Annotated in this window: 25 protein-coding genes, 1 tRNA gene and 1 pseudogene; 10 read left to right on the forward strand and 17 right to left on the reverse strand. The window is 61.9% G+C overall.

The window, feature by feature from the left end; translation table 11 throughout:
- The first annotated feature begins 157 nt into the window (after positions 1 to 157).
- Both DQW50_RS01660 and DQW50_RS01670 read left to right on the forward strand, forming a co-directional pair.
- The gene (locus DQW50_RS01660) at positions 158 to 766 is read left to right on the forward strand and encodes a TetR/AcrR family transcriptional regulator (RefSeq protein WP_112077619.1); all 609 of its coding nucleotides are present in this window, start codon (positions 158 to 160) and stop codon (positions 764 to 766) included.
- Between the two features lie 73 nt (positions 767 to 839).
- A tRNA-Arg gene (locus tag DQW50_RS01670) sits at positions 840 to 912 on the forward strand.
- Between the two features lie 519 nt (positions 913 to 1431).
- Here the strand turns inward: DQW50_RS01670 and DQW50_RS01675 are convergent.
- The 4 genes from DQW50_RS01675 to DQW50_RS01685 form a co-directional block, all read right to left on the reverse strand.
- Positions 1432 to 2349 (reverse strand): substrate-binding domain-containing protein, encoded by a 918-nt coding sequence (locus DQW50_RS01675; protein WP_112077573.1) that lies wholly within the window; start codon positions 2347 to 2349, stop codon positions 1432 to 1434.
- Positions 2350 to 2558: 209 nt separating this feature from the next.
- Entirely contained in the window at positions 2559 to 2888 is a 330-nt protein-coding gene (locus DQW50_RS01680; RefSeq protein ID WP_112077574.1) for a hypothetical protein, read from the reverse strand.
- 70 nt (positions 2889 to 2958) lie between these two features.
- On the reverse strand, positions 2959 to 3099 hold the full coding sequence (locus tag DQW50_RS18030; RefSeq protein WP_176329381.1) for a hypothetical protein: 141 nt from the start codon (positions 3097 to 3099) through the stop codon (positions 2959 to 2961).
- 25 nt (positions 3100 to 3124) lie between these two features.
- Entirely contained in the window at positions 3125 to 3613 is a 489-nt protein-coding gene (locus DQW50_RS01685; protein ID WP_112077575.1) for a type II toxin-antitoxin system death-on-curing family toxin, read from the reverse strand.
- Positions 3614 to 3925: 312 nt separating this feature from the next.
- Between DQW50_RS01685 and DQW50_RS01690 the strand changes: the two genes are divergently transcribed.
- Complete coding sequence (locus tag DQW50_RS01690; protein WP_112077576.1) at positions 3926 to 4948, forward strand: hypothetical protein; 1023 nt, start codon at positions 3926 to 3928, stop codon at positions 4946 to 4948.
- Between the two features lie 71 nt (positions 4949 to 5019).
- Complete coding sequence (locus DQW50_RS01695) at positions 5020 to 6057, forward strand: restriction endonuclease (RefSeq protein ID WP_112077577.1); 1038 nt, start codon at positions 5020 to 5022, stop codon at positions 6055 to 6057.
- Positions 6058 to 6072: 15 nt separating this feature from the next.
- Here DQW50_RS01695 and DQW50_RS01700 read toward each other — a convergent pair whose 3' ends face one another.
- Both DQW50_RS01700 and DQW50_RS01705 read right to left on the reverse strand, forming a co-directional pair.
- Positions 6073 to 6942 (reverse strand): DNA adenine methylase, encoded by an 870-nt coding sequence (locus DQW50_RS01700; RefSeq protein WP_112077578.1) that lies wholly within the window; start codon positions 6940 to 6942, stop codon positions 6073 to 6075.
- Between the two features lie 97 nt (positions 6943 to 7039).
- Entirely contained in the window at positions 7040 to 8308 is a 1269-nt protein-coding gene (locus DQW50_RS01705; protein ID WP_112077579.1) for a Cdc6/Cdc18 family protein, read from the reverse strand.
- A gap of 368 nt (positions 8309 to 8676) precedes the next feature.
- Between DQW50_RS01705 and DQW50_RS01710 the strand changes: the two genes are divergently transcribed.
- Positions 8677 to 9630: a DUF4268 domain-containing protein gene (locus DQW50_RS01710; RefSeq protein WP_112077580.1), complete on the forward strand. Its 954-nt coding sequence runs from the start codon at positions 8677 to 8679 to the stop codon at positions 9628 to 9630.
- Positions 9631 to 9717: 87 nt separating this feature from the next.
- Here the strand turns inward: DQW50_RS01710 and DQW50_RS01715 are convergent, their stop codons facing one another.
- The 5 genes and pseudogenes from DQW50_RS01715 to DQW50_RS01735 all read right to left on the reverse strand — a co-directional run bounded on the left by DQW50_RS01715 (position 9718) and on the right by DQW50_RS01735 (position 14280).
- On the reverse strand, positions 9718 to 10230 hold the full coding sequence (locus tag DQW50_RS01715) for a DNA-binding protein (protein WP_112077581.1): 513 nt from the start codon (positions 10228 to 10230) through the stop codon (positions 9718 to 9720).
- On the reverse strand, positions 10223 to 10915 hold the full coding sequence (locus DQW50_RS01720; protein WP_112077582.1) for a nucleotidyltransferase domain-containing protein: 693 nt from the start codon (positions 10913 to 10915) through the stop codon (positions 10223 to 10225). The genes DQW50_RS01715 and DQW50_RS01720 overlap by 8 nt, the downstream gene beginning before the upstream one ends.
- Positions 10916 to 11022: 107 nt before the next feature.
- Positions 11023 to 11205: pseudogene (locus DQW50_RS01725) on the reverse strand (site-specific integrase); the annotation flags it as partial.
- Between the two features lie 21 nt (positions 11206 to 11226).
- A complete protein-coding gene (locus tag DQW50_RS01730; protein ID WP_112077583.1) occupies positions 11227 to 13911 on the reverse strand; it encodes a PAS domain S-box protein in 2685 nt (894 codons plus the stop codon).
- Between the two features lie 24 nt (positions 13912 to 13935).
- Positions 13936 to 14280, reverse strand: coding sequence for a HalOD1 output domain-containing protein (locus DQW50_RS01735; RefSeq protein WP_157964832.1), 345 nt, complete (start codon positions 14278 to 14280; stop codon positions 13936 to 13938).
- A 482-nt stretch (positions 14281 to 14762) separates the two neighbouring features.
- Between DQW50_RS01735 and DQW50_RS01740 the strand changes: the two genes are divergently transcribed.
- The 3 genes from DQW50_RS01740 to DQW50_RS01750 all read left to right on the forward strand — a co-directional run bounded on the left by DQW50_RS01740 (position 14763) and on the right by DQW50_RS01750 (position 19308).
- The gene (locus DQW50_RS01740; protein WP_112077584.1) at positions 14763 to 15566 is read left to right on the forward strand and encodes a MarR family transcriptional regulator; all 804 of its coding nucleotides are present in this window, start codon (positions 14763 to 14765) and stop codon (positions 15564 to 15566) included.
- Between the two features lie 275 nt (positions 15567 to 15841).
- Positions 15842 to 16444: a metal-dependent hydrolase gene (locus tag DQW50_RS01745; protein WP_112077585.1), complete on the forward strand. Its 603-nt coding sequence runs from the start codon at positions 15842 to 15844 to the stop codon at positions 16442 to 16444.
- 77 nt (positions 16445 to 16521) lie between these two features.
- Positions 16522 to 19308: a PAS domain S-box protein gene (locus DQW50_RS01750; RefSeq protein ID WP_112077586.1), complete on the forward strand. Its 2787-nt coding sequence runs from the start codon at positions 16522 to 16524 to the stop codon at positions 19306 to 19308.
- Positions 19309 to 19312: 4 nt separating this feature from the next.
- Here the strand turns inward: DQW50_RS01750 and DQW50_RS01755 are convergent, their stop codons facing one another.
- A complete protein-coding gene (locus DQW50_RS01755; protein WP_112077587.1) occupies positions 19313 to 19693 on the reverse strand; it encodes a CGCGG family rSAM-modified RiPP protein in 381 nt (126 codons plus the stop codon).
- A gap of 73 nt (positions 19694 to 19766) precedes the next feature.
- Positions 19767 to 20186: a universal stress protein gene (locus tag DQW50_RS01760; RefSeq protein WP_112077588.1), complete on the reverse strand. Its 420-nt coding sequence runs from the start codon at positions 20184 to 20186 to the stop codon at positions 19767 to 19769.
- Positions 20187 to 20274: 88 nt separating this feature from the next.
- Here DQW50_RS01760 and hjc point away from each other — a divergent pair, with 88 nt between their 5' ends.
- Complete coding sequence (gene hjc / locus DQW50_RS01765) at positions 20275 to 20796, forward strand: Holliday junction resolvase Hjc (protein WP_112077589.1); 522 nt, start codon at positions 20275 to 20277, stop codon at positions 20794 to 20796.
- 2 nt (positions 20797 to 20798) lie between these two features.
- On the opposite strand, the gene DQW50_RS01770 is transcribed toward hjc, so the two are convergent.
- Positions 20799 to 21533, reverse strand: a complete 735-nt coding sequence (locus DQW50_RS01770; protein WP_241964296.1) for an SWIM zinc finger family protein — start codon at positions 21531 to 21533, stop codon at positions 20799 to 20801.
- Between the two features lie 224 nt (positions 21534 to 21757).
- Between DQW50_RS01770 and DQW50_RS01775 the strand changes: the two genes are divergently transcribed.
- Complete coding sequence (locus DQW50_RS01775) at positions 21758 to 21973, forward strand: hypothetical protein (protein ID WP_112077590.1); 216 nt, start codon at positions 21758 to 21760, stop codon at positions 21971 to 21973.
- A gap of 7 nt (positions 21974 to 21980) precedes the next feature.
- Here the strand turns inward: DQW50_RS01775 and DQW50_RS01780 are convergent, their stop codons facing one another.
- From DQW50_RS01780 to DQW50_RS01790, 3 genes are all read right to left on the reverse strand, one after another.
- A complete protein-coding gene (locus DQW50_RS01780) occupies positions 21981 to 23189 on the reverse strand; it encodes a DNA primase large subunit PriL (RefSeq protein WP_112077591.1) in 1209 nt (402 codons plus the stop codon).
- A gap of 74 nt (positions 23190 to 23263) precedes the next feature.
- The gene (locus DQW50_RS01785) at positions 23264 to 24061 is read right to left on the reverse strand and encodes an ABC transporter permease (RefSeq protein WP_112077592.1); all 798 of its coding nucleotides are present in this window, start codon (positions 24059 to 24061) and stop codon (positions 23264 to 23266) included.
- Positions 24058 to 25131: an ABC transporter ATP-binding protein gene (locus DQW50_RS01790; RefSeq protein WP_112077593.1), complete on the reverse strand. Its 1074-nt coding sequence runs from the start codon at positions 25129 to 25131 to the stop codon at positions 24058 to 24060. The genes DQW50_RS01785 and DQW50_RS01790 overlap by 4 nt, the downstream gene beginning before the upstream one ends.
- Positions 25132 to 25367: the final 236 nt, after the last annotated feature.

A 25367-nucleotide genomic window follows, 5' to 3' on the forward strand; every position in this document is an offset into this window, starting at 1 on the left:
GAGACCCGCGAACTCCGGACCGGTCGCCGGCGTGATCCTGCGTCTGCTTCACGACCGTACGTGAATCCACGAATCAATAACACCTTTGTTTTTGAATTCGTACTACGGCTATGACCGAACTGAACACGCCTCCGATCGTCCGGACGACGGGACGTCCATGAGTCGATTCTCCGACGCCGAGCGCGACCGGATCCGCTCGGAGCTCGTCGCGGACGGTCGCGAGCTGTTCGCCCGGTTCGGGTTCGATCGAACCCGGATCAAGGACGTTACCGAGTCGGTCGGCATCGGCACCAGCACGTTCTACCAGTTCTTCGACTCGAAGGAGGCGCTGTACGTCGCGGTGCTTCACGCCGAGCGGGAGCGCCTCGAATCGCGCATCGACGAGGCGGTCTCCGGAGCCGACACGCCCCGCGAGGAAGTGACGACGATGCTCCGGACGACCCTCCGGGAGGTCCGGTCGAACCCCCTCGCCTCCCGGCTGATCGTCGAGGGCGAACTCCAGCTGCTCTCCGACCAGCTCTCGGAAGCCGAGCGGCAGTCGATCGGCCCCGACGCCCACGAGACCGAACTCCCCCACGCCAGCCGCTGGGCGGCGATGGACGAGATCCGATACGACGACCCCGCCCTGCTAAGCGGGCTCCTCCGGTCGCTGATCTTCGTCACCCGCGCGCAGGACTCCCCTATCGGCGCGCTCGCCGTCACCGAGTACGAGGCGGTCGAAGCCGCCCTGATCGAGACGGTCGTCGACGGGCTGTTCGTGGAGTGAGCCGTCCACCCCGGGCTACGCCCTCGGTGAGAGTCAGAAGCGTTAAACGGCTGTCCGGGATACGCCCTCGTGAGGGCGCGTAGCTCAGCGGACAGAGCACTTGGTTCCGGACCAAGATGCCGCGGGTTCAAATCCCGTCGCGCCCGCTATCTGCGAACGAAGTGAGCAGTAGCGGCGCATGCGGGATTTGAACCCTGCCAGTCGCAGCCCGCGCAGCGAACGGAGTGAGCGAGCAGGACCGTCTGGCTCTGGTTCAAAATCCCGTCGCGCCCGTTCCTTCGCTTCGCTCAGTCACGGGCGCGACTGACCCCCGCTCGCTCACTGCGTTCGCTCGCGGGGATCCCGTCGCGCCCGTATCGTTGTAATCGCATGACTGCGTCGGGGTAGACACCGGAATACTCCAATGCGCGTGCTTTCGTTCGATAGGTGACCGTCCACGGATGCATCGGTGGGGTTCGCGTCCAGCCCTACTGGACTCAGTAGAGAAGATCGATCACTGATTGACTCATCAACCCCGGTTGGTTGGAGAGACCGCCTCAAATCCTTACAGGGTCCAGCTACTGGATCGAGAGAATATGTCCGCCACAGGAATTCCGTCGTTTTCTCCGACTAATTCTTGAATTAGCCGATAGAATGTGCCTGCGTATTGTGCAATACGGATTTGATTATTGGGTGTCGGATGCTTGCCAGCCACTCGGAACGTACTGTTCAAAGTCGGGGGTGTCAGACGGTCCAAATGGTCGGAAAACTCGTTCGTTCGCTATTCTGTACCCGTCGATAACATCCTGTCCCGGCCCGGTAACGTAGCCGACAAAGGCCATTGCCAGAGCATAGGCAGTATCGTAGCGGGCAGGATTCACGGGGATGATACCGTACTCGTTTCGGAGCAACGGTGGATGGTCCTCGATACCATAGGAGACGTGGGGAACAAGCGTGTCCTTGGCGACATTGAGGAAGGTTCCACGTTCAGTCAACGTGTACGCTCCCGTCTGTCCGGCCATGATGAGTGTGTTTCCCATCCCTTGACCAGTTTCACTATACCATGTCCCCTCCGGATCGATTCCCGCTTCGTTCCACAACTGGCGTTCGCGGAGATGGGTCCCAGAGCGGTCACCTCGTGACAAGAACGTGGCCTCGGAATTAGCGATAGCTTCGAACGCCTCGATCGGTCCGTTTCCAGCAATGTTGGCAGGGTCCTCAGCTGGTCCAACGACCAGAAAGTCGTTCACCATGACCGAACGACGGTTGATACCGTGTCCTTCTCGAAGAAACGTGTCCTCCAGCTGACGAGCGTGAACGAAGACGAGATCACAATCTCCATTTTGGGCGGTTCGAAGCGCTCCGCCAGTACCTTGGACGATTGGTCCGACAGTTGTCCCGAACTGTTCTTCGAATCCCGGGAGTAGCGCATCGATCAATCCGCTATCGTATGTTGTCGTCGTCGTTGCAAGCGTCAACGGTGCTTCGGGCAGGGATTCCCCACTGGGTGAAGACACACTCCCGACACAGCCAGTAAGAGAAAGACTTCCACCGACACCGAATAGCTGGATATATCGACGGCGGTCCACAGAGTATGATACCATCCTGAATTACAAAAATACCTATGTGTAACCTTTTCTAGTTTCTTCCGGAAGGCAGTGTTTTCTCACCGTGATGCACGATAGGTACGTTCTCTGTATCGATTGCGGTCGGGTCTGACGCGACCACCAACTGAGAATCGCAACTTCTTGAATTTCGTAGCGAATAGACCCGCGGGCCCCCGGGATATCCAGTGTACCCTCGCGGGCAACTGCTACTCGCCGACGCTGTTGAGCGCGCTGTTTAGCTCGAAGAGCTCTCGGACGACGTTACTGTCCGCGACCCGGTACCGACGCGGTGACGTGTTCGGAACCTCCTCGATGAGTTCAACCTCGATCAAGAGGTCGGTGTAGTTGCCGGCGGTTTGGCGCGTGACACCGGCGTGTTCTGCGAGTTCGGTCTTGTTGAACTCGCGGTTCGGCGGGAGATCGAGCAGCGCGTCTACGAGAATCGGGATCGCATCGTGCTGCGTGAGGTACAGCCACCCGCTCGGGTGCTCCTTCCGGAGTTCTTTCTTCGCTCCGCGGTCGTCCGCGTGTTCCATACTACTCGTGTAGGGTGAGTCCGCTTGCGTGTATAACTACCCCCACTAGCGGTAACAGCCAGTACCGGTGTTATTCGTCTTCGAGAGCGTCGTAGACCTCTCGGTTCGCATCTCGGTCGTCCGCCGCGACCCGTCGAACCAGTTCCCGCCGGATGTCCTCCATCACGTCGTCAAGCGGTGATGTCGTTTCCGCTCCCTCTTCGGTGGCCATACCTACAGGAACGCGTCGAACGCCGTTAATCGTTCGGGTCTAACGAATCGCCTGTCAACTCCGCTAGCCCGTACCGGACGAGTTCGTCTCGCCACACTTCGATCTCACCGGCCAGATCGAGTGCTTCGGTGTGGGATCGGAGATAGTCGGTGGTTTCCGCCTCATCAACGGCCGCTTCGTCGGTGCCGAACGCTTTCAGTATCGTTCTCACTTCGCTGTTGTACTCGAACCGATACCCGTTGAGGAAGTAGAAGACGACCGTCACGTTGAGCGCGGTACGTTTGTTCGCATCGACGAAGGGGTGATTAGCGACGAGGAGCCGCAGAAGATGATACGCCTTCTGGTGGATGGTTTCCGGCGCTGAGCCGAAGCTCCCCTCTTCGATGTAGTTCAGTGCGAACTCGATGTCACCACGGTTCCGAACACCGTCGGGAGTATCGGGGTACTCCGCGACGACGTCGTCGTGGATGGTGACGACGTCTTCGACGGACGGGTACCACAACGAGTCGGCCATTCGCTCCAATCTCAATACTACACCAGTGTAGATGTTGCTATGATGAGACGGGAGAGTGATGTCAGAAATCGCTTTTTTCAGGACGCCGATTTCGACCGTCTCACGCCTCAAAGGTCGATCCGTTCGACAGTCAAACCAGCGCCCGTCGCGCCAATCGAATCTTCTTCGTACAGAGCTGGTCTGGTTAGGGGTTTCAACATTGACTACTCGCTCTCGTCAGCGATCGGATTTTCGACACCGCTCTGCCCTCCGGTTCTTTAATTTGATATTATAATATGAAGACATATCTGTTTAGGATATGATACTCAACTAATGTATCGGTTCACTCCGGACGACATCGATCGCGAGCGAGCCCACCACCAGGCAGTCATTCAGGGAACCGACGACCTCGACGCGAAGCGGATCGGCAACCTCGGCGAACTCGCGTTCGAACAGTTCTGTCGCGAGTACCTCCCCGTCGAGATGTGGGAGTGGGAAAACGAGGAGGCGATCCGACGGTGTAACTCGGAGAGCTTCTCCGGGCACGATTTCGAGGTGTTCGGCTACACGGTCGACGTGAAGTCCTCGCGGGACGTCTCGACCTTCCTTCCCGAATCGCTCGTCGAACGGGACCCCGACGACGACATCGTGGCGATGGTCTGGCATCGGGACAACGAGGACAGTCTCATGTTGCTCGGGTGGGAGCGCCTCGAGACCCTGAAATCGAAGGTCGAAACGGAGGCGGCCTTCTCCGGGGAATCGCCGGAGAAACTCGACCACCTCGCGGCACGACCGATGAACGAGTTGCTCGATCTGGGTCCCAACACCGCTCACATGAATCAGAAGCCGGAGAATCCGTTCTCGCCGGGGGATCGAGTGGTGAAGGCTGGCGACTCGGAGCCGTCGGTGGGGATCGTCGTCGAGGTGCTGCCTCCGGAGCAGAACACCGGCGCGTTCGGACACGAAATGGACGGGGAAGCGGTGCGGGTCGCCTTCCCGAGTTCGCTCGACGAGGGACCGGGTGCGTGGCGCGACTACCACCCCGCGATCCTCGCGTCGTACTGTGACGACCAAGCCGTCAAGCTCTGGACGTACAAACACGAGAATCTCGCGTTCGCGGAGAACCCGTATGTTCCGGGGGACCAGGTAATCAAGACCAGCCATAGCGATCCGGACACGGCCGTCGTGGTGGAAGGCTCTGAGGAGCGTGGCGATGACAACGTGACAGTCGCGTTCTTGGGTGATTTCGAGGAGGAGGACGTACCGCCGAGAGAGCTTGCGAAGTACTGTGAGGAGAGCGGGATCAAGTGTTACACGTACGAGTATTCTGAACTGGAATTCTCAACGCAAGACTGATCCAGCTGCTGTAACGTACTGGTTGCTCTGGCGAGAGGATTTTTATCCAGCGGTGAAAACTTCGATCTTGAATGAGAGTATCGACGGCAAAAGAGGAACTGCTTGATAGGGGGTTACAGATCGATCACGAGCAGTTTGAACAGCTCTGTAAAATGGTGATCGAGCGGGCAGAGCCAACTCGTGAACTCGAGTTAACACCGTTCCGTGGCGATGGTGGTATCGATATTCACGCGGTCATCGATCGAGAACTGTTCCACGCACGGCTCGGCGTACAAGCAAAACAATACACTACCGGTAACACCGTCGGCGCCCGTACCCTCCGCGGATTTAAAGGTGCACTCTCAGAACAACAGTATCATATCGGAACGGTGATTACGACATCCTCGTTCACGTCCGGAGCAGAGACAAGCGCAAACCAAGATTTCATCCGGCTGATCGACGGTGACCGGCTCACGGACATCATGATCGAGAGCAGTATCGGCGTCGTTACAGACGACGAATCATACGAACTGGATCCCACGTTCTGGAGTGCGTTCGAGAAGCCGGAGCGAACCGACTCAATCCCGCCGCTAGAGGTCCCACAAGCGGACAATTTTGACGTAATACGCACAGTCATCCGAGCGGTTGGGACGGGTTCTGACATCAAACCCGATATCGCAGAATACGTTCGGAGACAGACGGATACAGACACGTTCGATCCGCGGCAAGCGGATTATTACGGTATTGCCGCGTGGCTTCTTCAGTTTCTTCACAAAGACCAGGAGATCGAAATCGACAACCATACGATCCGTCATTGGGGACTCACTCGGCTCGGTGAGGAATACCTCACGTACCTCGATCGTGGCGATCGAGAATCCGCGGATAGCCTCCTCACACAGCAGATCCGTGATGTCGAGATCATCTCCCGTGTATACACTCAACTAGAAGAAGACGGTACTCTCTCCCGACGTGATATTACGGAGATCCTCGCAGCCGAAACAGATCTCTCGGATTCAACCACTCGTCGACGTGCCCGAACCGTTGGACAGTGGCTTGTCCGCCTCCCTGAAATCACGACGAGCGGTCGAGGATCCGAGCAACAATACGTTCTAGCCTCAACGCCACGTTGAGCGATCTTCGACAGTTCATTCAGTAAAGTCGGAGAGAGTCTTTCGCCGCTGCTCATCTGCCGGAACGTTCGTAATGAGCACTTCCGAGACCTCCCCCCGACTACCGGCATCGCTATTTATCGCACGAGTGGCGTCTACGTATCTGATCGAGAACACATCGTGGCCTTCGTATAATTCCGTGACCGGCGGCGAATTAGAGAGAATCACGGAAACATCCATTTCCGTAAGTTCTATCACGACATCACGAAGTCGGCGTTGGTCCTCTCGGTCAAATCCGCCCGCCTGATATGAATTGAAATCCGCGGTTTTCGACACCGGTTCGTACGGGGGATCAAAATACACAAGATCGCCACTAGAAGCCTCATCGACGACATAGCTGAAATCCGTATTGAACACTGCCGTGTCTTGGAGAACACGTGATGTCTTTCGAATTCGCTGCTCTTGTATCCAATCTGGATTCGAATACCGTCCGAAAGAGACGTTGAATTCGCCATTACTGTTCTCCCGATACAATCCGTTGAAACATGTCCGATTTAAATATAAAAGTAAGCTCGCCTCGCGGACTCGCTCGTCCTGTGTTGGAGTCGACTGTGTAAGGAGCGTATTGAACTCCGAGCGAGCGTTATAGTAGTATTCTTCCGTATGCTCGTGTGTCTTGTTCTCGGCAATAAGGGCGTCCGGTTGGTCTCGAACGATCTCATAAAAAGTAATTAACCGCGTGTTCAGATCGTTGATCGTTCCATTATCCGGATCCTGATCAAAAAAGACAGCACCACCTCCCACGAACGGTTCGTGATACGCCTCATATGTGGTCGGAAACAGCGCCGTGATTTCTGAGAGAAGCTGGCGCTTCCCACCCGCCCATTTTAAGATCGGCTCCACCATTCAATATAGATCTCCTCGGTATTAGCAAAAAGCTGTCTCGTTAGAGTAGCAGTCTATCTCGGTACTTGATCAACCTTGTTGAGATGGCGCTTGGGAGTTAGTTACCCGCAACATCACCCTGTTCCCGGAGAAGCGTTGCTACATCCCCGAGACGCTCCGATTCCTTCGGGAGGTTCTCGAGCGCCGTATCAAGATCGACCGCAAGCGAGTACTGGTTCTCGTCTCCGCGACCCCGGCCCTGCCGCTTATTGAGCACGTTCGTATCGGCGAGATCGTTGAGCCGGTCGCGGAACCGGCGGTTCGAGAGGGAGTTCACGTCTACGTAGTCACAGAAGGTCTTGTACTGGGTGTAGATCGGTGTCGTCGTCACGGGGGTATCGCCGTGAATCCCGTGATACGTGACCGCCATGAGCGCGAGCATTCGTTGGTTCGGGAGTGTCTGAATCCCTGATTCGATGGCCTTTGTCTCGAGGAAGTCCCGTGCCTCGCGCACGTGCTCTTCTGTGACGGTCGCCTCACCCCGGTCGTCGGCGAACCTGGTCGCACGGAACAGTAGCCGGATCGCTTCACGAGCGTCTCCCGTGTCCTGTGCGCCTAACGCCGCAGCAAGCGGGATCGTGTCGTCGCTTAGAATCTCGCTTCGGAGGTGCTGGTAGTCCTCGATATCGTCCTCGAAATACGTGTCACGGAGGGCACCGACGGCACGTCGTGCGAGGATGTTGCGGAGCTGATCAGCGTCGTAGGGCTCGAAGCGGACCTCGTCCTCACCGAGGCTCGACCGGACGTCGGCATCGAGGTTCTCGCGGAACTGGAGGTCGTTCGTGATCCCGATGAGCGAGAGACGGACCCCGTCCGGATTCGACCGCGGGAGTTCGTAGAGGATGTAGTCGTCGTCGCCGATGGCGTCGATCTCGTCGAGGACGACGATGACCGTCCCGCCGATCTCCTCCAGGTTCTCGATCACCATGTTGAGGAGGGTCTTCCGCTGGTGACCGCTCGGGAGCTCCTCACCGGGCCCGAATCGCTTCTCACGGAGTCGCTTGACGAGATGCGTCAGGACGTGATAGGACCCGTCCATGCCCTTACAACGGATGTGAACCACCGTGAGGTCCATCTCGGAGTCATCGGCGTACTCCTGAAGTTGGTCGGTCTTGAGGCGGATTCCGACGGTCTTCCCCTGCCCGGATTGACCGTATACGATCAGGTTGAGCGGCGTCGAGCCCATCGTCGCTGGTCGGAGGGCGGAGTGGATCTGATCGAGTTCGACCTCGCGCTCTGGCAGTGATTCGGGCTGATACGTCTGCTCGTTAGGGTTGAGGACGTCCATATCCTCGAAGATCGTGTCCTCGTCGCCGAACGCCTTCATACGCTCCCGTTTTCAGGTATTATATATAAAACCCCCGTGTCCTACATGTCTTTCTGACTAGTAGACGGGATAGCGTCCTGAATACCTTCTTTAGTTCTCTTGTGGTTCTACTGCACTTTGGCTGGACGACGGGGACAGGGGGGGTGCGTCCAGCAAACTATCGAGATATTCGCCTACCAATCCAATCCCGTGACAACGAGACACGATCCCAGAACCGCCTCTACATCTGGAACAGTGGTCATGTTCTTCGACTCCGGACCAATCTTCCCCGGGGCAGGGGGGTGCGTCCGGCAACGAAGCTTAACGGATTACGCTCCAAGAGCATACGGCTCACAACATTTTATCAAAGCTCCCGGGAAAGCTCGTCTATGGATCGTAACGTCTTGCGAATCCAAGAGCACGACCTCCGCTCGGTGTGGGAGAACGAAGAGCGGGATTTCACGAGATGGTTGACAGAGAACATCGACCTGCTCGCGTCTGAGTTGGGGATAGAAATCGAGGACGCACGAGCGGAGGAAGCTGTCGGCGACTTCTCGGCCGACATCGTCGCACGAGAGATGAACACGGGTGAGACTGTCGTCATCGAGAATCAATACAACCGGACGGACCACGACCACTTGGGGAAGCTTCTGACGTACTCGTCGGGGAAGAACGCCGGGTTCACGATGTGGCTCGCCGAGGAGTTCCGGCCCGAGCACCGGAGCGTCCTCGAATGGTTGAACGAAACCGGGCCGAAAGGTGCGAAGTTCTTCGCGATCAAACCCCGCGTCGTGAGTATTGAGGGATCCGATGAGCGTGGGTTCGAGTTCGAAGTCGTCGTCGAGCCAAACGAGTGGGAACGCGAGGTGAGTACCGAGTCGCTGTCCGACCTCGAGCGTAGCTACCGGCAGTTCTTCGCCGAGATGGTTGAGGCGTATTCGCAGCGACGGCCGGCCTGGTACAAACTCAAACCTGGGCCTCGGAACTACCTGACGTTTAGTGCCGGTATCTCAGGCGTCCGATTCGGCTGGGTGTTCCACCAGGGGCCGGAGTTCTCCGTCGAGCTCTACATCTCCACGTCGGATAAGGAACGCAACGAGGAGATATTCGAGGCGTTGAAACGCGAGCGAACAGATATTGAGACGAGTTTGGGCGTTGAGTTAGAGTGGGAACGGTTGCCCGAGAAACAGGCCTCCCGGATCAAGCTGCCAGAAGATCTTGACGGAACGATTACTGAGCTGACTGCTGACCAACGGAACTATCTGATCGAGTGGGGGGTAGATGCGATGGACGAATTCCAGGAGGAATTCGAGCCGCGTCTTTCCGCTCTTGGGTCCAACTGATCGCTGCTTCTACTGTTGTAACGAACTCACTGTGTAGGGTCCGTTCATTCTAAACGACTTGTCGGACGCACCCCCCTCTCTCAGGTTCTATTTTTGATTACAGACACAGACGCCGCCTTCCCGTATCTGATCCGTGACGTACTGGTGAACGCTACGAGAGAGCGCGTACATACTATCCGCTTGCTTCTCGGTGGGGCGCTTGCCGCCGTAGTAGCTGTCCGTCCTGTTGTCGTCGTAGAGTCCCCAAAGCTCCCGTGTCGCTGTCCGGGAGAGCAGGCCGAGGTCCGCCGCCCGGTCGTAACAGTGAGTGTGGTCGTGGAAGTCGTCCAGCTCGTCACCGCCGACTGCGAGGGCATAGGCCTCGATAGACCGTTCGGTCGCCCCGAAGCAAAGTTCGATGACGGCGGTGTAGTGTCCCTCTCCGTCGATCCGTGCGACCGCATCCAGCAGCCGACACGCCTTCGTGAGCTGTGTCTTCCAATCGTCGTCGGTCGCGATCGCGTCCTCACGGTTCGGGACGCCGAACCCCTCCTCGTTGAACGCGTCGATAGCCGCATCGAGAGCCGTCCGGATATCCCGCGGGTCGGACTCCTCACTCATCGAGATCACCGTGGAAAACCATGTTCCGGACCGTCTGGAACTTCTCCGTCTCGTGGATGACGATCCCATCGCTGAGCACCTCCCGTATCTCGGCGATGTACTTCGGGACCGCCTGAAGCGCCTCGACGTCGATCTCGTATTCGTACCGGCCGTTCTCGAACTCCTCGTCTTCGAGTGCTTGTTTGACCTGATTCGCCGCTCGCTGGTTTGCCATCCGGTCTTCCTCAACGAGCACCCAGAGATCGATGTCGCTCCGCCGGTCAGCTTCGCCCCGCGCGACGCTACCGTACAGAACGACCCCGATCACGCCGTCGAGTTCGCCGCGGAGTTCGGTTGCTGCTGTTCTCACCGGTTCCTGGAACTCGGCCTGAGGAATCTGTAGATAGGGGTCGTCCGGGACGTGGAGCCGCTCGCGGTTGATTCGGACCCATCGCGTGTTGCCCTCGCGTCGTTCGACGACGAGATCGTTTTCGGAGAGTACGGTTACCGCCTTGGAGACGCTCGGCTGCGAATAGTCCACTGCCTCAACGAGATCACTAATCGAGAACTCCGCAGTGTGGTGGCGACATAAAAAAGAGAGAACTGTGTCTGTGGCCGTACTACCGAATAAGTCTCCGCTTTGGGCCGGTATATCGAGGATTATCTGTAGCCCGTCTTCGGCCGCAATATTCGAGCTACTTTTCATAGCAAAAGATCTGTTTCTCCTTCTATTTAAACTTTATATGAATAAGGCGGATCGATTTATTATGGATAGTTTTGTGGAGCGGTGAGCGACGGCGGCCGGGAGTGGCTCTAGATGTCGTCGGGGTATCCCCTCCGTTGTTCCATCTTCTCTTTCTGCGAGCGCCGGTCGTAGTGCTGGTCGATGGCGTCGGACGTTACGTTCGCCCGGTCGCAGATCACCGTCTCGGGTACGTCACTCTGTAAGTAGTGCGTGATGGCGCCGCGACGGATGGGATGCGGGCTCACAGAGGAACAAGGAGGAAGCCCACGGCTTCAGCCGTGGGAGGAATCCGTCTCGGCATCGACTTCTACCCCAGTGATCTCGAAGCGCGCGCCGCCCTCGTCACCGTTCTTCACGCGTATTTCCCAGTCGTGTGCCTCAGCAACCTGTTTGGTAATCGCCAGACCCAGTCCCGTTCCGTGATCAGCCGTCGAAACTCCACTCTCAAACACGCGTTCTCGAATCTCGATCGGAACCCCTGCCCCATCATCCTCGATATAGAATCCATCTTCGAGATCTCCAACGGTCACAGTTACATCGGACTCCCCGTGTTCGACGGCATTTCGCATGAGATTCTCTAGAAGATGACGGAGTCGATCTCGATCCGATCGAATTACGCGATCCGTCTCGATATTTAGTGTCGCGTCCGTTGTTATGATGGTCTTCCAGCAGTCAGAGACCGTCTCTGCTAGATCGACGGAGTCGAACTCTCTCACTCGATCACCGACGTGAGCAAAAACGCGGAGATCTCCGACTAATGTCTCACAACGTTCGAGAGCCCGTTCCATGGCATCGATGTGGTCATTCGGATATTCGTCCTGTAATAGGTGAAGATGGCCGTCGACGACACTCAGTGGATTTTTCAAATCATGACTAACCACGTCGATAATCTCTTCCAGTCGTTCCTGCTCTCGTTTGAGTTCTCGTTCGTATGTCTTACGCTCAGTGATATCACGACCGTGTGCGATGAACCGCCCTTCCTCTTCGAGCTCTATCTTCGTGACCCAGACTTCGACCGGGAACGTAGAGCCGTCCTTGCGCCTGTGTTCGCCTTCGACCTTTACACGCTCCTCCGGGTCTAGGTCCTCCCAGAACTCCTGTAACTCGTCACGCGTGTGGCCGCATTCAAACTCAGAAACATTCATCGAGCACAGTTCTTCGCGCACATAACCGAGGTTCTCGACGTTCTGCTCATTCACCTCGATGATGTCTCCGTCCCCATCGTGGACGGCGATCGCATCCGGCGAGTTCTCGAAGAGTGCGCGCCAGCGCGCTCGACTCTGGGCAAGCTCCTGCGCTCGTTCTTGCTGCTCGGTAATGTCTGCGTTGACCGCGACGAAGTACTCTATCTCACCGGAATCGTCTTCAACCGGCGCGATCGTCTGGTCAATCACGTATCGATCGCCCGATTTTGACCTGTTCACGAGTTCGTTCCGCCAGACTTCGCCTGCCAGAATCGTTTCCCACATCTCCTCGTAGAACTCCTCCTCGTGGTCCCCTGATTGGAGAATGCGAGGGGTTGCTCCGATCGCCTCGTCCGCAGTGTACCCGGTTAGTTCTTCAAACGCTGGATTAACATACTCGATAGTGCCGTCCGGTTCAGTGAAATAGATGGCATGGCCGGACGCTTCGACGGTATTCCGGAAGAGACGAAGTCGTAGCTCACGCTCTTTGCGTTCCGTGGTCTCTCGAACGATCCCGTCAATATACACTTCGCCGTCTTCCTCGGTACACATCCCGGTGATTGCCACCCAAATATCATCGCCGGTGAGCGTCTCTTGGCGTAATTCAACCTCACGAACGATACCTTCATCCCGGAGTTGTTGATTCAATTCAACTCGTTCCGCGGGTTCGTTGTAGAAATCCGCAACCTCACGCCCGATCATCTCACCGGGGGATTCGGCACCGAATATTTCGGCGAGAGCGTAATTTGCGTCGAGTATCCGCCCGTTTGCCCCCAGGGTTGCCCGATAGACACCGATCGGGAGGTTTTCGATTATCCGTTCATAGCGGCGTTGTTGGGAGCGGGTTTCGGCGTGTGAGATGGCGTTGGCGATATCATCGGCGAGTTCCTCAAGTAACTCCTTTTCTCGATCGTCGAACGCATGCGTCCGGTCAGCGTAGACGTTCAGTACGCCGTACAGTGTGTAGTCGTGGACGAGCGGAATCGCGGCACTTGACTGGTACCCTCGTTCGATCGCGTCCTCGCGCCACGGTTCATACTCGTTGCTCTCAGGAATATTCTGTATAACGGATAGTTCACGGGTTCGGATGGCACGACCGGTGGGTCCTCGTCCTGTCGTGCTTTCATCGATCGTTACTTCGATAGCGTCGAGATACCCGTCGTCGGTGCCGGCAACGGCCCGGGGCTGGACGGTTTTCGAGTCAGGATCACGTTCACCGATCCACGCGAAGCGATACGGATCGGCTTCGCTGACGATCTCACAGACGCGCGATTCGATCTCGTCACGGGTCTGGGCACGCACGAGCGCTTGATTCACGTCACGAAGGACGCTTCGGACCCGTTCCAGGTTCTCCGCTCGTTGGGTGGCACGGTATTGTTTGACAGCGTTCACGGTACGATTCGCGAGAAGTTCATACTGTTCGGTGCCCGTCCCCTTCTGGAGATAATCCGTGACACCGCGTGCGATCGCTTCACTGGCGACCTCTTCGCTACCCTTTCCGGTGTACAGAAGAAACGGGAGGTCGTCATATTCGTCGCGGAGCGTCTCAAGTACTTCCAGCCCGTCCATCCCCGGCATATCGTAGTCGGAGATAACACAGTCAAAATCCGTCTCCTGAAGCCGAGCTACTCCCTCACTTCCGCTCGTTGCCGTTTCGACGGTGAGACGATCATCGTGGCGTTCAAGCAGTTCCGCGGTCAACTCGACGATATCTGGCTCGTCATCGATATGTAACACGTGAATCGGACCGGGTAGATCACTTTTCGTGGACATTTATCAATATTCGAAGATGGCTATCTACGCGGTTGATGGACGAGTTAGCGACTCGGTTTCTGAGACGGTGATGCGATAGTCCGCATATGAGAACGACACGGAAACGTGTTCCCGCTCGGAGTTCGACGGCGAGTCGAACAACCCGTCGAGGTGATCGGGATCGATCGCATCCCCAAGCGGATCGAGTTCGATCGGGTCTGTGTCGGTTATTGTTCCAACAGCTTCCACGATAGCGGTAGAAGGGCGTCGACCGCTACTCGGAGTAGTCTGAATACTGTACTGCTCGGTTCTATCGTTTATTGACACGATCTCGATTGACACCGCTGAGTCAACCAACGAACGGTTCCCACTACTGTCCTCTAACGTCATTATCGAATGGTTTAGTTGTAAAACCGCTATTCGATAAAACCATTACCTATTATAATAACAATTTTCTATAGTAGTAGGTATTATGAGTAACCCCGATCCTTCGGCTACACCACGGACCGAAGCTTCCCGGACTCACTCCCTCTAGGACGGAGAACCGTTACGCTGTCGCGGACGGCATTTCCCGCACCCCCAACGCTGTACCGATCGGTTGAGAGGGTGCCCACGTCGGTATGACGCGGCTTCTCACGCGTGGTCTCGCGAGCTTTCGCCCAACGCAACTCGGACCTCCCGCTCCAGCCGGCGCTCGCGTCGTTCGGGAGTCGTGGTCTCCGTTCGAGACGTACGACCTAGTCGTAGTTCAAACAATTTTAGTTGATCTAGAACAGTTTTTATTTACAACAGACGACTGTAAACGGCCGTTAGCACAAGTAGCCGATACCGTATACAACAATACTTTATTTGTAGCGCCGGAAGGACCGACAATGGTCGACGCGGAGGATGGGGTGTCCCCGGACGTCCTCGAGAACAAGCGGAGCGCGACGCGCTATCAGGTGCTCGTCGAGATCGCCGACCGGCAACCGGCGGTGAGCCAAGGGGAGATCGCGGAGACGATCGGCGTGACCTCGCAGGCGGTCAGCGATTACGTCCGGGACCTGGTCGAAGCAGGCTACGTCGAGAAGGGGGGGCGCGGTCGGTACGAGGTGACGAAGGAGGGCGTCGACTGGCTCATCTCCCGGACCGACGACCTCGAAGCGTACCTCGAACGGGTGAACTCGGACGTGCTCGGTAGCGTCGAGGTCGACGCCGCGATCGCGCTCGCCGGCGTGGCGGAGGGACGCGAGGTCGGACTGGTGATGCGTAACGGCGTCCTCCACGCGAACCCGGCCGGCGGAACCGCGACCGCGATCACCGTCACGAGCGCCGAGACGGGCGCGGCGGTCGGCGTGGCCGACTTCGACGGCGTCGTCGACTACGACGCGGGAACCGTCTCCGTGTTGCCCGTCCCGACCGTCACGGACGGCGACCCGCCCGACCCGGCGGTGGTCGCGAGCCACGCCCCCGACGACGGCCTGGTGGCGGTGGCCGGAACGGAGGCGTACGCGGTCGTCTCCCGGAGCGAGACGACCCCGGACATCCGGTTCGGCACCGCCGAGGGCGTCGCGGAGGCGGGAACGCTCGGACTCGACGTGTTGTTGGTCGCGGTGACCGACGAGATCCCGCGGCACACCTCGAAGCTCCGCGACAGGAACGTGCCACACCGGGTCCTCGATTCGGACGCGTTCTAGCGCGGCTCGCGGGACGTGCTCGAAGCCAGTGCGTCGGCGTCGAGACGTCAATGGGACTCGTCGGGACGGTGGGTGCCCAACGAGACGTCGTCGGGTTCGACGGTAGCGACGGCGACACGACGGTCGAGTTCACGCGTTCGACGGCGAACGACTGATCGTCGACGACGACTCGACGAGCAATCGGTTCTCGAACAACCCCACCGTTGAACGCCGGCGACCGGTCGTAGCCGGCGAACATAAATTCCGTCGTCCCCTACACCCGACGATATCGAGCCATGATGCTTCCGACACACGCGATGGCGGGCTTGGCGGTCGCGGCCCCGATCTCCGTGCTCGCCCCCGAGCTCGCGCCTGCCGCGCTCGCCGGCGCGCTCGTCGGGAGCGTGTTCCCCGACTTCGACCTGTACACGGGCCACCGCCGGACGCTCCATTACCCCACGATCTACGCCCTCCTCGCGGTTCCTGCGGTCGCCCTCGCGGCGGTTTCGATCGCACCGGCCGCCGTCGCGCTCGCCGCGTTCCTCGTCGGGGCGACGGTCCACTGTCGGATGGACCGGTACGGCGGCGGGCTCGAACTCCGGCCGTGGGAGGAAACCTCCGAACGCGCGGTGTACGACCACGTCCGCGGCCGCTGGCGGCGACCGAAACGCTGGATCCGGTACGACGGCTCGCCCGGCGATCTGGCGTTGCTCGCGATCCTCTCGCTCCCGCTTCTCGTCGGCCTCGAGGGTCCGTTTCGGGTCGTCGCGGCCGCAGCGCTCGTCGTCGGCGTCACCTACGTCGTCCTCCGCCGCCAGCTCGCCACGATCGCGCCCGTCGTCTTCGGATACACCCCCGAAACGCTGTCACGGTACGTCCCCGAGCGGTACCGTCGCTAGTCCTCGTCGACCCGTCGATCGGCCCTCGGTCGTCGTCACAAACACTTATCAGTGTACATTGGAAGCGTCTCACGTGTATGAGCGGGACCTCCGAGCCGATCCGCGTCCTTCACGTCGACGACGATCCGGGTCTCGCCGAGCTGGTTGCGACGTTCCTCGAACGCGAGGACGACCGCCTCGAGGTTCGGACCGAACACGACGCCGAGGCGGGGCTGTCCACGTTGACGGCGACCGAGGTCGACTGTGTCGTCTCCGATTACGACCTGCCCGGCTGCGACGGGATCGAGTTCCTGCGGGCCGTCCGCGAGGGACACCCGAACCTGCCGTTCGTCCTCTTCACCGGGAAGGGAAGCGAGGAGGTCGCGAGCGAGGCCATCTCCGCGGGCGTCACCGACTACCTCCAGAAGAGCGGCGGTACGGAACAGTACACGCTCCTCGCGAACCGGATCCGCAACGCGGTCGACGCCACCCGGGCACACGAGTTGTTGGCCGAACGGACCCGTCGGCTGGAGACGCTCATCGAGAACTTACCCGGGATGATCTACCGGTGCCGGAACGAGCCGACGTGGCCGATGGAGACCGTCGAGGGCGAAACGGAGTCGCTCACCGGATACGCCGCCGATGTCCTGGAACGGAACGAGGTGATGTGGGCCGAGGACGTCATCCACCCGGACGACAGGGAGAACACCTGGGCAGCCGTCCAGGAGGCGCTCGAGACGGACGGGACCTTCGAGATCACCTACCGGATCCACACGAAGGGGGATCGGACGAAGTGGGTCTGGGAGCGCGGGCGCGCCGTCTACGACGACGGCGACCTCGAGGCACTCGAGGGGTTCATCACCGATATCACGGACCGAAAGGAGCGGGAACGACAGCTCGAGCGGACCACGACCCGCCTCGAGGCGCTCTTCGAGAACTCCCCGGACATGATCAACGTCCACGACGTCGAGGGAACGATCCTCGACGCGAACCCCCGGCTGTGTGCCGAGACGGGTTACGACGCGTCGGAGCTGGTCGGGATGAAGGTCTGGGAGCTCGACCCCCACCTCGAGCCCGACGAGGTCCGGGGGATCTGGGCGGGAATGGACCTCGACGACCGCCTCGAACTGGAACGCGAGTTCGAACGCCGCGACGGCTCGACGTTTCCCGTCAGGGTCCACCTGCGGCGGCTCGACATCGACGGGAAAAAGCGGTTCCTCGTGAGTAGCCGGAACGTCGCCGAGCGTCGGCGTCGGGATCGGAAACTCCAGGAGTTGCGCGAGCGGACACAACGGCTCAACTACACGCGGACCGTCGAGGAGACGACCCAGCTGGCGACGGAGGCGGCCGACGACATCATCGGTGCCCCCCTGACGGGCGTTCACCTCCTGAACGCGGGCGGTACCCGGCTCGAACTATCGGCGTTCGCGGAGGGCGTCGCCGAACTGTTCGACGAGTTGCCCGCGTACGACCGGGACGCGCCGCCCGGCTCGCGAGCGAACCTCGTCTGGGAAGCGTTCCGCGAGTCGGAGCTAGTCCACCTTCGGGAAGCCTCCTCGTCGTCCCGGCTGACGGAGGAGACGCCGGCCGAGAGCGTCGTGTTGTACCCCATCGGCGACCACGGCGTCTTCGTCATCTCCTCGCCCGAACCGAACGCCTTCGCCGAGACGGACGTGCTCCTCGTCGAGATCCTCGCCAACTACCTCGAGGCGGCGCTCGACCGCGTGGCTCGCGAGGAGACCCTTCGAACGCGTCAGGACCGCCTCGAGCGGCTTCACGACGCGACTCGGGACCTGATACGGGCCGATTCACGCCGGGCCATCGCTGACCGCGTGATAGGGGCAGCAGAGGAGATCCTCGGGTTCTCGGTCGCCGTGGTCCGGCTTTACGACGCCGAGGAGGACGGGCTCGTCCCCGCCGCCGCCTCCGAGGCCGTCAGCGACGTCGTCCCGGAACGCGAGGTGTTTTCTCCCGACTCCGGTAGCCTCAACTGGACAGCCTACGAGACCGGCGAGGCCCGGGTGTACGACGACATCGAGGCCGGGACCGACGCGGTCGACCGGGGGACCGGCCTGCGGAGCCTGATGCTCCTGCCGATCGGCGAGCACGGAACCCTCTCGATCGGCGAATCGACGCCGAACGCCTTCGATTCGACCGACGAGTTCCTCGCGCGGATCCTCTCGACGGCGGCCGAGACGGCGCTGGACGAACGCGAGAGCGAACGGGAGCTCCGACGTAACCGTGACGAACTCAAACGGCAGAACGAACGGCTCGCGGAGTTCGCCGACGTGGTGAGCCACGACCTCCGGAACCCGCTCACCGTCGCTGCCGGGCGGTTACGGCTCGTCGAGGAGGAGTGCGACAGCGACAACCTCGACGCGGTGGCTCGCGCTCACGACCGGATGGGCGAGCTGATAGACGACCTCCTCACGCTGGCCCGCGAGGGGGAGGGCGTCGGCGAGCTCGAGCCGACGGACCTCGGAGATCTGCTCGATCGCTGTTGGATCCACGTCGATCGGCCACCGGGCGCACGGCTCCGTGTCGACGTCGATCGGACCGTTCGGGCCGACCGCACACGTCTTCAGCAGCTCTTCGAGAACCTCATTCGGAACTCGATCGAGCACGGCGGCAGGGACGTGACCGTGACCGTCGGCGAACTCGCGGACGGGGACGGGTTCTACTTCGAGGACGACGGCGTCGGTATCCCCCCGGACGCTCGCACGGACGTGTTCGGCCCGCGGTACTCGACCGCCGAGGGCGGCACCGGGTTCGGGCTCAGCATCGTCGAACGGATCGCCGAGGCGCACGGCTGGGAGGTCCGGATAGTCGACGGACCCGACGGCGGCGCACGGTTCGAGGTCACCGGCGTCGAGTTCGTGGAGTGACCCCCTACGTCTCGACCCGATAGACGTACCCGCCACAGCCGCACTGGTCGACGACCGTCGCGGTCGCCTCGGGAAACCGTTCGTGAAGCGTGTCCTCCAGGTACGGCTCCGGGCTCCCGTGTTCGGGGTGTGTGACGAGGTTCACGTGGTGGCCCGGTTCGGTTCGCTCGACGGCGAGGAGCGCGTGTTCGACGACCAGCTCCCTGTCGTCGGCGTACCGGTCGAGTTCGAGGTTCGCCGACCACGACCCCGAGTGGTCGCCTTCGCGGAACGCCGGGAGGTCGTCGTCGGTGGCGTCGGTGTCGGTAGTAGCCGTGTCGGTGGCGTCGGTGTCGGTAGTAGCCGTGTCGGTGGCGTCGGTGTCGGTGGCGTCGGTTCGACCCATGCGAGACGGTTGACCCCACAGATCCCTGTCTCACCGGGCGAACGTGTTCGGGGCGGTCGTCACCGAACGACCGTCACCGAACGACCGTCACCGACACCGGCGACCCCCGGAAGACGGTCTGGGCGACGTTGCCGACGAGCAACCGGTCGACGAGCGACCCGTCGTGGGTCCCCACGACCACCGTGTCGAAATCCTCGGCCCGTTCGACGATCCGTTTCCCGGGCTGGCCCATCGCCACCTCGATATCTATCTCCTCGTCGTACTCGGCCGCGATCTCCCTCGCCCGGTCGATCACGTCCTCCCCCTGATCGCGTAGCTCCCCCTCGAGGTCCTCCGAGAGTGCCATCCCCGTGGCTTCGCCCATCATCGAGGACGGCTGTCCGGTGACGTGGAGGACCACGATCTCCGCGTCCCCGTGGACGTCGAGCGCGTACCGGAGGGCCCGCTCGGCCACCTCGGATCCGTCCATCGCCACGAGCACGCGTGCTATCATGCATCCGCGTACGCGACGCGGTCGGATAAATCCCGACCCGTCGCCCTTTTAGACCCCTCACGACTACCCGTGAACGTGACTCACCGGGGTGACCGCGACCGTGTCGGCGAACCGTAAGGGCGACCGCAGAGAACGCGAGCTCGTCAACGCGCTGGACGAGGCGGGCTTCGCCGTGATGCGCGCGCCCGCGAGCGGCTCCGCCACGGAACGGGAGCTCCCCGACGTGCTCGCGGGCGACGGCGAGACCTTCTACGCGATCGAGGCGAAATCCAGCGCCGGCGACCCGATCTACCTCTCCGGCGAGGAGGTCGAGTCGCTGCTCTTCTTCGCGCGGAACTTCGGCGCGAAGGCGCGGATCGCGGTCCGGTTCGACCGCGAGGACTGGTACTTCTTCCATCCGGGCGAGCTGTACACCACCGACGCCGGCTCCTACCGCGTCAAAAAGGAGACGGCGCTCGCCGAGGGGATCGACTTCCCCGAGTTCGTCGGCGAAACGCGGAAGGTGACCCTGGAGGAGGTCGCAGGCGATCCCGACGAAGAGCGACGGGAGGTCCTCGAAGCCGTCAGGGACGGGCACATGCCGGTCGAGGACGCCCTCGACGTGTTGTGACCTCAGCGGTCCCGGTCGGCGTCGGTCGGCACCAGCCGCGAGGCCGGGAACCCGTACCGGCGCGCGTCGTCGACCCCGTGGGCTGGGCCGAGCGACTCCGCGTACACCGCCTCGACGACGGGTTCCTGCGCGCCGTAGGCGGCGTTCGTCGGATACGCGTCGATCGGCCGCCCCTCGTCGGTCCGGTACTCGTCGGCGCGGCGCGCCGTGACGCGGGTGACGACGAGGAGCTTCCCCGTCTCGCGGTCGCGGACGGCGTCGCCGCGGTCGAAGCCGTGTCTCGCACACAGTTGCGGTCCGGACGCCGTGAGCGGGACGAACGTCTCGACGCCACAGACCGCACAGACGCCGACCCGCTCGTCCGGCGCGGGGAGGTCACCCGCCGTCACCTCGATGGCGACCCGCCGGAGGTGTTTGCACCGCTCCCCGCGGATCTCGTGGTCGGGACAGCTACACGTCCCGGCGTCGAGCGCGACCACGTAGGTCCCGCCCTCCGTCTCGACGACGTACCGGCGGTCCCGGAGCGGGCGCACCGTCATCGGCTCGCGTTTCGCCCGTTCGGAGCGGCCGTCGTCGCCCTCGGCGGTCGCGTCGTCGGTCACGTCGCCTTCGACGCTCGCGTCGATTCCTCCGGTGTCGTCGCTCCCGACGTCGTCGCTGCCGGCATCGCTACGCCGGTTCCCGGTCGACGTTTCGCCGGTCCCGAACGACGTGGGTGGGATCCGTCTGTGGGTCATGGTTCGGCCGAGGCGGCCTCGGTCCGCCCGGACGTACGGCACGTCGGGGCTTAAGTGTCGGTCGTCGGGGTGGCCCGGAGCGGATCGGTCGTCGGGGCGGCCCGGGGACGGATCGGTCGTCGGGATATATCGGCGGCGGATCGCGCGGCGTCCGGTCCGCTCCGTGAACAAACCCACGACCCTCTCATCGAAGTCCTTTTTTAGTGCCGACGGGAACCGGAGGCATGGAAATCGATGCGGAGTTGCGTCGACAGATCACCGTCTCGCTTCTGGCCGCGGCGGTGTTCGTCGCCGGACTGGTCGCCATCGGCGTCACGTTCGACGGCTCCTCGCTCCCCGAATCCGGCGCGATCGCGCTGGTCGGGCTTCTCACCGGGTTCGTGTTACTGATGGCGCTGGTCGGCGCGTACCTCATCCGATCGAAGGACTCCGACGACTGAGGGCGAACTACTTCTCGACGGGCTCTTCCCGATCGGCGGGCCTCTCCCCGTCGCTGGGCCTCTCCCCGTCGCTGGGCCGTCCGTCCGCGCTCCGGGTTCCGGCCGGCGCTTCCCCGTGTTCCTCCCGCCAGTCGACGATGTCGCCGTCGTCGGTCTCCGCCACCCGCGTCTCGTAATACGAGAGCGGGTCCGCGGCGACGCGCATGTGGTTCTCCTCGTTGTGACAGATCCCGTAGTTCGCGAGCGTCTCGCACGTCGGCGGCGGGTACTGCGTCCCGCGGTCGTCCGCGAGGTACTCGGTCTGGTAGCGGATCCCCTCGGCGTCGAGGCTCGTGTCCGCACAGAAGGCGACCACCTCGTCGGGCGACATCCCGATCCCGACGAGGAACGCCATCAGCGCGAAGCTCTCCGGACCCGACAGCTCGACGCCGCGTTCGGCCTTCCCGATCAGGTTCTCCATACACGGCGGGAACAGCTCGGGCGCGACGACGTCGATCGGGCCGGCGTAGGTGCGCTCTGAGAGCAACCGTTTCAGCTCCGCCACGCGCGATTCCAGCTCCGCCGCGATCCCCTCGTCTGCCGCCAACTCGAAGGGGAGCCCCTCGCGGACCCGCGCCTCGATCGCGGCCCCGAGCGCCTCCAACAGCTCCTCGCGGGAGACCCGCACCGCACCGTCCGCGAGCGCCCGGTTGACGAGCCGCCACGAGTCGCCCCACGACGGCGAACTCAACCGGAGGTAGGGACCGACCGCGATCCAGTAGTGGCTCGGGTCGCGGCTCCCGCGGGCGGGTTCGGCGCGGACCACGTCGTCGAGGTCGAACTCCGCGAGCACGTCGTCGAGGTCGACGGTCGGGGTCGGCGTCGACCTGAGCCCGTCGTCGCGCTCGAAGTCCGCCCGGAGCCGATCGAGCGCGGTCGCCGCCTCCGCGGCCGTGTACTTCTCGATCGCGGGCTCGGAGTCGAGAAGCGAGACGAGGATCCGCGCGATCGGATACGAGAGGAGTTCGGCGCGAGCGTCGACGTCGACGGCCGATCCGCCGAACTCGCCCGCCTCGGGTTCGACGGTTCCCTCGAGTAAGGCCCGCTCGACGCGCTCTCTGGCCCGCTCGACCGCCGGGGCGTCGGCGGCGACGAGCTCCGGGAGCGACGCCGACGCGCCGGCGACGGCGTCGCGGGCCCCCTCGAAGAACGGGTACTTGGCGTGGAGCGCGTCCATGTCCGGCCCGAGGTAGAGAGCCGCGGCGAATAAGCGGTGCGGTCCGGGATGCCGACCGATCCTCCCGTCGGCCGTCAGTCCGTCAGCCCGTAGCCGCGTTTGAACAGCAGTACGTCGATCCCGGCGGCCGCCACGGTCATCCCGGCGAGGACGAGGAGCGACAGCCGGGGGTCCACCTCGGCGACGCCGAGGAAGCCGTACCGGACGCCGTTGACCATGTACACCATCGGGTTGAGAAGCGAGACGTCACGGAGGAGCGGGGTGAGGTCCTCGAGCGAGTAGAAGACCGCGCCGAAAAAGACCAGCGGCCGGAGGATGAACTGGTTCATGACGGTGAGGTCGTCGAAGTCGCTGGCAGCGAGCCCGCCGATCACGCCGAGGCTGGCGAAGAGCAGCGTGATGACGAGCATGAACGCGAGCAGGTACGCCGGCTCCTCGACCGGAACGGGGCGGAACAGCGCCGAGACGATCGCCCACCCGATCGCGGCGATGAGCCCGCCGACGAGCAGTCCGCGGGTCGCCGCGGAGAGGACGTACGCGCCCACCATCCCCGCGTACGACAGCGGCGAGGTGAGCACCTCGTGGATGTACTCGTTCCATCGGCCGTGAAAGATCGAGAAGGAGGCGTTCTCGAAGCTGTTCGACACCGCGCCGAGCACCACGAGCCCGGGCAGGATGAAGAGGATGTACGGGACGCCCGTGATCGTCCCGACGCGCTCACCGAGGATGACGCCGAACACGGAGAAGTACAACACGTTCGTGATGAACGGTGGCGCGAACGTGTTGCTGGGCCGCCGAAGGAACCGCAGGACCTCCCGTTTGGTCAGCGTCAGGAAGCCGGTGAGGTCGACGGCGCCGGCGTCGCCGCTCATCGAGACCCCTCCCGACTGCCGGCTGTGGCGGTCTCGAGTGGCGCGTCGTCGGCGGTCCCGTCCGCGGGGTCGTCGCGACTCTCCTCGTCTCCCCCCTCTCTGCCGTCCCCGTCCGCGGGGTCGTCTCCGCCGTCCCCTTCCTCGTGGCGGGTCATGTCCACGAACACCTCCTCGAGGGAGGTGCGTTTGATCTCCATGTCGAGGATCTCGTGGCCGGCGCGGTCGAGTTCGCGGACCAGGTCGGGCGCGACCAACCCGCCCTGTCTGGCGGTGACGACGAGGCGTTCCTCCTCGAGGCTCACGTCCTCGATCCGGTCGTCGCCGGGGATCACGTCGGAGACCGCTGTGGCCGACGACGGTGGGTCCCTGAGCGCGACGACGACCCGGTCGGTCCCCCGATCCATCAGCTCTTCCGGGGAGGCCACCGTGACGACCCGGCCCCGGTCGAGGATGGCGACCTCGTCACAGAGCCGCTCGGCCTCCTCGATGTAGTGGGTGGTGAGGAGCACGGTCGTGCCCCGCTCGTTGAGTTCCGTGACGAGGTTCCAGAGGTCACGGCGTAGCTGGACGTCGACGCCGGCGGAGGGCTCGTCGAGGATCAACAGGTCGGGGTCGGTGACGAGCGCTCGCGCCAGCATGAACCGTCGTTTCATGCCGCCGGAGAGCCAGTCGAAGCGGGTGTCCCGCTTGTCGTAGATGTCGACCTGCTTGAGCGCGCGCTCGGCGCGCTCGGCCGCCACGTCGCGCGGGACGCCGTGGTACCCCGCCTTGTGTTCCAACACCTCGTGGATCGGGAAGAACCGGTCGACGTTGAACTCCTGTGGGGCGAGCCCGATACAGTCGCGGGCCTGCCGGTAGTCGTCCTCGACGTGGTGGCCGAAGACGCGCGCGTCGCCGCCGGAGGCGCGCACGAGCCCGACGAGGATGTTGATGAACGTCGTCTTCCCCGCGCCGTTGGGGCCGAGCAGGCCGAAGAAGGACCCCTCGGGGACGGTGAGCGACACCCCCTTCAGCGCGTCGAGGTCGCCGTAGCTCTTCTGAAGGTTCTCGACCTCCAGTGCGTTCGTCATGTGCGGAGCGTGGCCGGCCGTGGGGTTAAACGACACCGTTCGGCCGCGAGAGCGCCCCCGTCCTCGTGGGAGCGTCCCCTTGCGCCCCCTCCCCCCTGCTCGTCGACTGTCCTCCAAAGGTGTCATAGAACGGTCCACACGCTTGGAGTTGGGTTCGCTCAATTCAGGTGAAGGAACGAACGATTCTGCGGTGGCGTGCCGGTGAGCGCCCGGAGGGCGCGAACCGCCCGCGAGGG

This window comes from Halorubrum sp. 48-1-W, assembly GCF_003287355.1.
Taxonomy (GTDB): domain Archaea; phylum Halobacteriota; class Halobacteria; order Halobacteriales; family Haloferacaceae; genus Halorubrum.

What these genes read in the sequence shown, in the direction of transcription:
- DQW50_RS01790 (WP_112077593.1), bottom strand. Translation starts at nt 25,131, where the DNA reads ATGACGAACGCACTGGAGGTCGAGAACCTTCAGAAGAGCTACGGCGAC.
- DQW50_RS01740 (WP_112077584.1), top strand. Translation starts at nt 14,763, where the DNA reads ATGGTCGACGCGGAGGATGGGGTGTCCCCGGACGTCCTCGAGAACAAG.
- DQW50_RS01660 (WP_112077619.1), top strand. Translation starts at nt 158, where the DNA reads ATGAGTCGATTCTCCGACGCCGAGCGCGACCGGATCCGCTCGGAGCTC.
- DQW50_RS01685 (WP_112077575.1), bottom strand. Translation starts at nt 3,613, where the DNA reads ATGGCCGACTCGTTGTGGTACCCGTCCGTCGAAGACGTCGTCACCATC.
- DQW50_RS01780 (WP_112077591.1), bottom strand. Translation starts at nt 23,189, where the DNA reads ATGGACGCGCTCCACGCCAAGTACCCGTTCTTCGAGGGGGCCCGCGAC.
- DQW50_RS01675 (WP_112077573.1), bottom strand. Translation starts at nt 2,349, where the DNA reads ATGGTATCATACTCTGTGGACCGCCGTCGATATATCCAGCTATTCGGT.
- DQW50_RS01720 (WP_112077582.1), bottom strand. Translation starts at nt 10,915, where the DNA reads ATGAAAAGTAGCTCGAATATTGCGGCCGAAGACGGGCTACAGATAATC.
- DQW50_RS01750 (WP_112077586.1), top strand. Translation starts at nt 16,522, where the DNA reads ATGAGCGGGACCTCCGAGCCGATCCGCGTCCTTCACGTCGACGACGAT.
- DQW50_RS18030 (WP_176329381.1), bottom strand. Translation starts at nt 3,099, where the DNA reads ATGGCCACCGAAGAGGGAGCGGAAACGACATCACCGCTTGACGACGTG.
- DQW50_RS01775 (WP_112077590.1), top strand. Translation starts at nt 21,758, where the DNA reads ATGGAAATCGATGCGGAGTTGCGTCGACAGATCACCGTCTCGCTTCTG.
- DQW50_RS01690 (WP_112077576.1), top strand. Translation starts at nt 3,926, where the DNA reads ATGTATCGGTTCACTCCGGACGACATCGATCGCGAGCGAGCCCACCAC.
- DQW50_RS01715 (WP_112077581.1), bottom strand. Translation starts at nt 10,230, where the DNA reads ATGAGTGAGGAGTCCGACCCGCGGGATATCCGGACGGCTCTCGATGCG.
- DQW50_RS01700 (WP_112077578.1), bottom strand. Translation starts at nt 6,942, where the DNA reads ATGGTGGAGCCGATCTTAAAATGGGCGGGTGGGAAGCGCCAGCTTCTC.
- DQW50_RS01680 (WP_112077574.1), bottom strand. Translation starts at nt 2,888, where the DNA reads ATGGAACACGCGGACGACCGCGGAGCGAAGAAAGAACTCCGGAAGGAG.
- DQW50_RS01770 (WP_241964296.1), bottom strand. Translation starts at nt 21,533, where the DNA reads ATGACCCACAGACGGATCCCACCCACGTCGTTCGGGACCGGCGAAACG.
- DQW50_RS01705 (WP_112077579.1), bottom strand. Translation starts at nt 8,308, where the DNA reads ATGAAGGCGTTCGGCGACGAGGACACGATCTTCGAGGATATGGACGTC.
- DQW50_RS01710 (WP_112077580.1), top strand. Translation starts at nt 8,677, where the DNA reads ATGGATCGTAACGTCTTGCGAATCCAAGAGCACGACCTCCGCTCGGTG.
- DQW50_RS01760 (WP_112077588.1), bottom strand. Translation starts at nt 20,186, where the DNA reads ATGATAGCACGCGTGCTCGTGGCGATGGACGGATCCGAGGTGGCCGAG.
- DQW50_RS01755 (WP_112077587.1), bottom strand. Translation starts at nt 19,693, where the DNA reads ATGGGTCGAACCGACGCCACCGACACCGACGCCACCGACACGGCTACT.
- DQW50_RS01695 (WP_112077577.1), top strand. Translation starts at nt 5,020, where the DNA reads ATGAGAGTATCGACGGCAAAAGAGGAACTGCTTGATAGGGGGTTACAG.
- DQW50_RS01730 (WP_112077583.1), bottom strand. Translation starts at nt 13,911, where the DNA reads ATGTCCACGAAAAGTGATCTACCCGGTCCGATTCACGTGTTACATATC.
- DQW50_RS01745 (WP_112077585.1), top strand. Translation starts at nt 15,842, where the DNA reads ATGATGCTTCCGACACACGCGATGGCGGGCTTGGCGGTCGCGGCCCCG.
- DQW50_RS01785 (WP_112077592.1), bottom strand. Translation starts at nt 24,061, where the DNA reads ATGAGCGGCGACGCCGGCGCCGTCGACCTCACCGGCTTCCTGACGCTG.
- DQW50_RS01735 (WP_157964832.1), bottom strand. Translation starts at nt 14,280, where the DNA reads ATGACGTTAGAGGACAGTAGTGGGAACCGTTCGTTGGTTGACTCAGCG.